The sequence below is a fragment of the Nocardiopsis terrae genome (assembly GCF_014651695.1).
Lineage (GTDB): Bacteria > Actinomycetota > Actinomycetes > Streptosporangiales > Streptosporangiaceae > Nocardiopsis > Nocardiopsis terrae.
Map to the genome: position 1 here is coordinate 927262 of NZ_BMXJ01000001.1, position 6600 is coordinate 933861.

A 6600-nucleotide genomic window follows, 5' to 3' on the forward strand; every position below is an offset into this window, starting at 1 on the left:
CGAAGGGGCGTATGGGACGGGCGAAGCGGTCCGCGCCCTCCGGGAAGCCTTCGCCTCGTGACTCCACGGAGTACTGCGACCGTAGGCGAGGGACCCGTACCGTTTCTTCTCCTCGGAGTGAGTGACTACCCGCGCGTACTTGTCACTACAGGTCGAACTTCATCGGCGGCTTACTGGGTTCGGGCATGCCTCCCTCGGGCTCCAAGGTGACACCCACCTGGACGGGTTCGCCCATGTCGTGGGACATCGCCGAGTACCGCCCGTCCGGAGACGGCTCCAGCATCCCCGCGGAACGCATACCGTCCTCGTCCACGTACCAGACCTGGTAGGCCATCCCTGGCGGGGTGTCGGGCAGACCCTCCACCACCAGCATCAGAGCGTCCATCTCGTAGGACGTGAAGGCCGTCGCCCTCGCCTCGTCCCCCAGGGAGCCCTCGTGCATGTGCGTGTCCGGCGCCGCGAGGAGGGCTTCGACCTCGGCGGTGTGCCGGCTCACGTCGTCCCGGTGGCGGTCGACCGCCACCAGGGCGGCGCCGAGCACCACCGCCACCAGGGCGCACGCGGCGGCCACCAGCCAGGGGAACCGCCCGTACCACCAGCGGCCCGGTCCCGGAACGACCCCTTCGGGAACGGTGGGCGGGGGGTTCTGCCTGGTCCGCCGAGCGGACGCGCTGATCCGCGACCACAGTTCGGCCGAGGGCTCCTCCGACTCCGCGTAGGCCATACGGACCAGGGTCTCGCGGAACTCCTCCAGGTCGCGGCGGCACTCGTCGCAGGCGGCAAGGTGGCGTTCGGCCTCGGCCCGCTCCTCGGGCTCCAGCGCGTCGACCGCGTAACCCGCGATCAGGCCGTGCGCTCGCATGTCGCTCACGTGATCACCCCCAAGCAGTCCCGAAGCCGGATCAGGCCGTCCCGCAGACGACCCTTCACGGTGGTCAGCGGCACCTTGAGGAGCTCGGCCGCCTCCCGCTGCGTGTGCCCCGTGTAGTAGGTGAGGCGGACCACGTCCTTCTGCAACTGCGTGAGCCGGCGCAGACAGCGCCGGACCTTCTCCCGTTCGAGGGTGTTCTCCACGTGCCTCTCGACACCGTCGGCGGGTGTCGTCTCCGGTTCCAGCCGGCCGGCCGCGGCCACCCGCGCGGTCGCCGACTCCTCCGACCGCACGCGGTCGACCGCCTTGCGGTGGGCTATGACGAGCACCCAGGAACGTGCGGTGCCCCGTTCCGGAGCGAAACGCCCGCAGTTCCGCCACACGTCGAGGAAGACCTCCTGGGCCACCTCCTCGGACTGAGCCTCGTCCAGGAGCACCCTGCGGACCACCCCGAACACCGGGCCGCTCAGCTCCCGGTACACACGCTCGAACGCGGCGAAGTCGCCGAGGGCCGTCTGCCGCACCAAGGACGCCAGGTCCTCGTCCGACAGGGCGGATCCGCGGCCGGGCCCTCTGGCACCCGTCCTGATACCACTCACCTGTTCCACTGCCATCTTCCTCCCAGCGCCGTCACCCCGGCATTCGGTGCCAGGCGCCCGGAGGAGACGCCCCCGGAGAGGGATGGTTACCTTTTCGTGATCATATGGTACGTCTCCTTCGCGCCGACGGCTCCGAACCAGGGGCATGTTCGACACCAACCGCACCACGGGCCCGGTCCCGGGAGCGATCGCCGGTCTCGTCGCGACCGGGGCCGCACTCGCCGTCGCCGAGGTCGTGGGCGCCCTCGTCTCCCGGTCGGGGTCGACCCCGGTCCTGGCAGTCGGTGACGCGGTCGTCGACCTGACGCCGCAGCCGTTGAAGCAGTTCGCCGTCGACACCTTCGGCACCGCGGACAAGATCGCCCTGTTCGTCGGTATGGGCGTCATCCTCCTCGCGTTCGCGGCCGTTCTGGGCGCCTGGTCCGGGAAACGGCGCCGGATCGGATACGCGGGCATCGCTGTGTTCGCGGCCGTGGGCCTGGCCGCCGCGCTCACCCGGCCCGACAGCGACGTGCTCGACGCACTACCGACCCTCGCGGGCGCCCTCGCCTGCGCCGCCGTCCTGCTCTGGCTCCTCCGGATCGCCGGGACCGGCCCGGCCGAGCCGACCGGTGACGGACCACCCCCTCAGGGTTTCGACCGCCGACGGTTCGCCCTCGTCGCGGGTGTCGCCGCTGCCGCCTCGGCGGGCGCGGGAGCCGCGGCCCGGGCACTCGCCGGCTCCGGTGCGGAGCTGTCCAGATCAGACGTCCTGCTGCCGCGCCCGGCGTTCCCGGCGGCACCCGTCCCGGACGGCGCGGACCTGGAGATCGACGGGCTCGCCCCCTTCCTGACGCCCAACTCGGACTTCTACCGGATCGACACCGCCCTGTCGGTCCCCCGCGTGGACGCCGCCGCCTGGGAGCTGCGGATCCACGGTCTGGGCGCCAGGGAGCGCGTGTACACCTTCGCCGACCTGCTCGCCCGGAACGACCTCACCGAACGCGACATCACCCTGGCCTGTGTCTCGAACCCGGTCGGCGGCGACTACGTGGGCAACGCCCGGTGGATCGGGGTCCCCCTGGCGGCCCTGCTGGCGGAGGCCGGGGTGCGTTCTCCCCGGGACGGCGGGCGTGCGGACCAACTGGTGTCGCGCTCACAGGACGGGATGACCATCGGAACGCCCGTCGCCGACGTGATGGACGGCCGGGACGCGCTCATCGCTGTCGGCATGAACGGACGCCCGCTCCCCCACGAGCACGGATTCCCCGCCCGCATGGTGGTCCCGGGCCTCTACGGCTACGTGTCGGCGTGCAAGTGGATCGTCGAGATCGAGCTGACCACGTTCGACGCGTTCGACGCCTACTGGGTACCGCGCGGTTGGTCCGCGCGGGGTCCGGTGAAGACGCAGTCGCGCATCGACACGCCCCGTGCGTCCTCCACCGTCGGGGCCGGAACGGTGACCGTCGCGGGGGTGGCCTGGGCGCAGCACACCGGAATCGACGAGGTCGAGGTCCGGGTGGACGGCGGAGAGTGGCAGCGGGCGGGCCTGGCGGCGGAGGACACCGCCGACACCTGGCGCCAGTGGGTCTTCGACTGGGCTGCCGAACCGGGGGAGCATGAGATCACCGTGCGTGCGACCGACCGGCGGGACAGGACCCAGACCGCCGACTCCGCTCCCCCGGCCCCCGACGGGGCGACCGGCCACCACACCGTCCGGGTCACCGTCGAATGACGGCGTCCCCACAGAGCTCCCGCGCACCAGGCGCGGGGAGTGCCGGCCCAAGAACCGGTACGAAGGTACGAGAACCGAACAGCAGGAGAGATGATGACCGCTTCCGCCACCAGCACTGTGCGCCGGCTCCTCGTCGCCGGGGCCATCAGTTTCACCGCGGCCCTGACCATGGCGGCCTGTGAGAACACCTCCTCCGACGATCCCGCTGTGGAGAGCGAGGAGATGGAGGACGAGGAGATGGAGGAAGAGGACTCCATGGAGGAGGACTCCATGGAGGACGGGGAGGACGAGGACTCCATGGACGACGGCATGGGTGACGAGGAGTCCATGGACGAGGACATGGACGAGGAGATGGACGAGGAGATGGACGACGACAGCTGACGCCGCGCCGGTCCCATGGCTCCTCGGCACGGGGCCGAGGAGCCATGGTCCCGGGTGACCGGTTCCGGGGGTCACTGACTCACGTCAGCGGCCCCGGAACACGGCTTCTCAGGAAACGGTGATCGGCGCGGACGGGTTGTCGGCGTTGGTCACCTCGTAGGTGGCGGTGAAGTCCGACTCCGTCGCGTTGGTCGGGCACCCGAAACCGCCCTCGACCACGACCGGAGCCGAGGTGTCGAAGGCCAGCGTGGAGGCCGGGTCGCCGTTGGTCCAGGTGCCGCTGATGGCGGCTTCGGCCTCGGGGCTGACCGTGGCGGTGCACGAAGCCAGGCCGCTGGTGGTGACCACGATGCCTCCGGCCGGAACCATCATCGTTCCGGTGGAGGGCGATCCGGCCTGCATCGACATCTCCCACACCGCGTCGTTCACGGTCACGTCCGCGCCCACGAAGGCCATGTTCGTGTCGCAGTCGTCGAAGTTCGGTGCCTGAATGGTCCCCGAGACAGGGCCGTCGGGGTTGTGGTTGTCCGGGGCGTCCGGGACGAGGTTGTGCCCGCCGCCGGGCATGGTGGCGGAGACCTCGCAGGTGACGATGGTGGAACCGGCGGAGAGGGTCGCCGTTCCGGTCATGGACGCGGAGAAGGCGGCGCCGGCGGGCTCGACGGTGGTCGGGTTCGCCTGCGCGGCGAGGGCGGGGCCGCCCCAGGCCAGGACGAGCGCCCCGGCACCAGCGACGGCGAGGCAGGAGCGGTTGCGGGATCTCGGTTGCGGAACCGACATGAGTACTCCTTGTGTGTGACGGCCGGACGGCACACTGCGGGCGCCCGGCGGCAACTGGGGGTGTTGTTCGCGCCGACGTAGGTAGATGTCACTTGCCGGAGGACAACCGGAGACGCACGGGGCGGGATACTGCCCCGCGCGCCTCCGGAGGATCAGTAGCCCCGAAGCGCCCGGAAACAGGGAGCGGTCAGTCTTCGGCCGTGGTGGAGGCCGGGAGGGGCACCGTTTCGGCTTCACCCTCCGACGACTCTCCCCCGCGCCCCCTTCTCCGGGTTCCCTTCCGCCCGAACCGCCGTTTCCGGGGCGGGCGTGCGACGGGCCGCCAGGAAAAGGCCAGGCCGCCGCCGACCAACGCCAGGAGTGTGCCGATCACCAGGCCGCCGAGGTTGGACAGGATGAGTGCGCCCAACCCGAGGAACCCGGCCAGCGAACCGGTGATGACGTGCTGGTTCGGGGTGAACCAGGTGACCGCTCCGAGGACGATCAGCATCCCGCTGAACACCAGGGAGGACACCCCGGCGACACCGGTGTGGATCATCAGTTCCACCGGCATCGCCACGAGCGCGCCCATCTCGATCCCGGCGAGGATCATCAGGAGCCCTCCCGCGAAGGGTCGCCGCCTGGACCAGTTGCGCCAGGCGGTCCACAGGCTCCGGAAGGACCTCAGAAGCACTCGTTGCTCCCACTGCTGATGCCGAGGCTCAGGTCAGCCAGCCGGAAGGTCCCGGCGGTGGCGGAGATGGCGGTCTGCTCGAGGTCCTCGACGTAGATCGTGTCGGACTGCATGCCGAAGAGGTCGTTGAATCCCTTCGCGGCCTCCGGACCCTTGTCCAGGGTGGAGGCGTCCCGGCCGATCTCCATGTTGTTGAACTCGGCGTTGCCGTCCATCTGCTCCATGTCGATGATCAGGTTGCTCGCCTGGACGGGGGTGTCCCCGGTTCCTGCGGTCAGCTGGAGCGAGACCTGCCCGATGATCGGCATCTCGGTGAGTACCGACTGGCACAGGTTGTTGAGCTCGGCCTCGCGGATACCGGCGACTGCGGTCGGTACGGCCTCGCCGCGGATGGTCTCGTTGACCCAGCCGTACTGCACGAACCCCTCACCCTGGAGTTCGTCGGCGGAGATCTTGAACTCCTGGCCGGAGACGGTGAAGGAGGCGGCGAGCGCTCCCGAGGCCATGGCGACCAGGATGCCTCCGACCGCGGCCGTCGCTGGGACGGAGAACAGGGCGAAGCGCTTCCAGCTGGTGTGGCTCTCGGGTGTCTCCGCGGCGTCGACGGAACCCTCGGCCGTGTCGGGGGATGTGGTGTCCATGCGAGTCCTTCCCTGGGTGCATGGCCGCGCTGCGCCCGCCGTCCCCCCGAACATCCGGCACGCGGCCTGGTCTGATTTCCCCGTGTAGCGGGGTGGCACCGGACCAGAATCGGTTCCAGTAACGCTGCACATCATGTATCGGAGCCGGTCGGATTTCAAGGGTGTTAAGAGAACTTTTGTGTCTTCCCCGTTCTTTCCGAGAATGATCTTGCATGTGGCTGCCAAAGCTCTGACGTGCGGCGATGTCAACAAAGTGGTGCATGCGAGGTCAACGTCAACGGGGGCCGCCCATTCTTCGTCGACAGTGCTGTTCCGGGTCGGTCACGGCTTGGAGAAGAACGTGATCCTGGAAGGCGCTCTCCTTTGTCATCGGGGTGAGGGGTTTCCTTCTCCGAGTTCCTCATTTCGGTGAGTGGTCGTGACCTGTGGGGCCCAGGGGGCGGCCAGGCAGGAAGCCAGGGGGCGGCCAGGCAGGAAGGATGAAGAACGCGCGCACGCGCGTGCGTGAGGGGAGGGCTGTGTCCCGACAGGGGTCGGCGCACGGGGGCGGCCCGGCCCTCGGGCCCAGGGACCGCTGGGCTTGCAGTGACCGGGGACACAGGCGTTTCGGTTTGCTTGGGGTGGGGGCCACGGGTAATGTTCTCCAGGTCGCCGCGGGACGGCGGGCGGAGCCACTTCAGGGTTCCAGCCCAGAACCGGGCCGCGATCACAGACACCTCTTCCGAAACAGAGTGGTTCGAGCAGTGCTCGGAACATGTAAACTTCGGAGAGCCGCTTCAAAAGCCCGGTGGAAACGCCAAGGCAAACGAAGCACACGGGCTTTACCCCGAACAGGAATGACACAAACCGCCAGTTTGGCGGGGCGCGGAACACCTGATAAAGTAAAGACACAACACAGCGAGAAAGCCGCACAGCGGCCGGACCGCAACAAAGCTTCCACG

7 protein-coding genes are annotated in these 6600 nt (G+C 69.2%); 2 read left to right on the forward strand and 5 right to left on the reverse strand.

The genetic code is table 11. The features are described 5' to 3' along the window. Positions 1 to 145: 145 nt before the first annotated feature. Together IE195_RS04235 and sigK are read right to left on the reverse strand one after the other, a co-directional pair. The gene (locus IE195_RS04235; RefSeq protein ID WP_191268086.1) at positions 146 to 862 is read right to left on the reverse strand and encodes an anti-sigma factor; all 717 of its coding nucleotides are present in this window, start codon (positions 860 to 862) and stop codon (positions 146 to 148) included. Positions 863 to 867: 5 nt separating this feature from the next. Continuing rightward, a complete protein-coding gene (gene sigK / locus IE195_RS04240) occupies positions 868 to 1485 on the reverse strand; it encodes an ECF RNA polymerase sigma factor SigK (RefSeq protein ID WP_191268004.1) in 618 nt (205 codons plus the stop codon). A 130-nt stretch (positions 1486 to 1615) separates the two neighbouring features. On the opposite strand from sigK, the gene IE195_RS04245 reads away from it, so the two are divergent. Together IE195_RS04245 and IE195_RS04250 are read left to right on the forward strand one after the other, a co-directional pair. After that, a complete protein-coding gene (locus tag IE195_RS04245) occupies positions 1616 to 3184 on the forward strand; it encodes a molybdopterin-dependent oxidoreductase (protein ID WP_191268005.1) in 1569 nt (522 codons plus the stop codon). Positions 3185 to 3277: 93 nt separating this feature from the next. Then, the gene (locus IE195_RS04250; RefSeq protein WP_191268006.1) at positions 3278 to 3565 is read left to right on the forward strand and encodes a hypothetical protein; all 288 of its coding nucleotides are present in this window, start codon (positions 3278 to 3280) and stop codon (positions 3563 to 3565) included. A 108-nt stretch (positions 3566 to 3673) separates the two neighbouring features. On the opposite strand, the gene IE195_RS04255 is transcribed toward IE195_RS04250, so the two are convergent. The 3 genes from IE195_RS04255 to IE195_RS04265 all read right to left on the reverse strand — a co-directional run bounded on the left by IE195_RS04255 (position 3674) and on the right by IE195_RS04265 (position 5659). Then, positions 3674 to 4345 (reverse strand): hypothetical protein, encoded by a 672-nt coding sequence (locus IE195_RS04255; protein ID WP_191268007.1) that lies wholly within the window; start codon positions 4343 to 4345, stop codon positions 3674 to 3676. A 187-nt stretch (positions 4346 to 4532) separates the two neighbouring features. After that, positions 4533 to 5018, reverse strand: a complete 486-nt coding sequence (locus IE195_RS04260; RefSeq protein ID WP_191268008.1) for a DUF6114 domain-containing protein — start codon at positions 5016 to 5018, stop codon at positions 4533 to 4535. Further along, a complete protein-coding gene (locus tag IE195_RS04265; RefSeq protein ID WP_191268009.1) occupies positions 5009 to 5659 on the reverse strand; it encodes a DUF6230 family protein in 651 nt (216 codons plus the stop codon). The genes IE195_RS04260 and IE195_RS04265 overlap by 10 nt, the downstream gene beginning before the upstream one ends. Positions 5660 to 6600 lie beyond the last annotated feature (941 nt).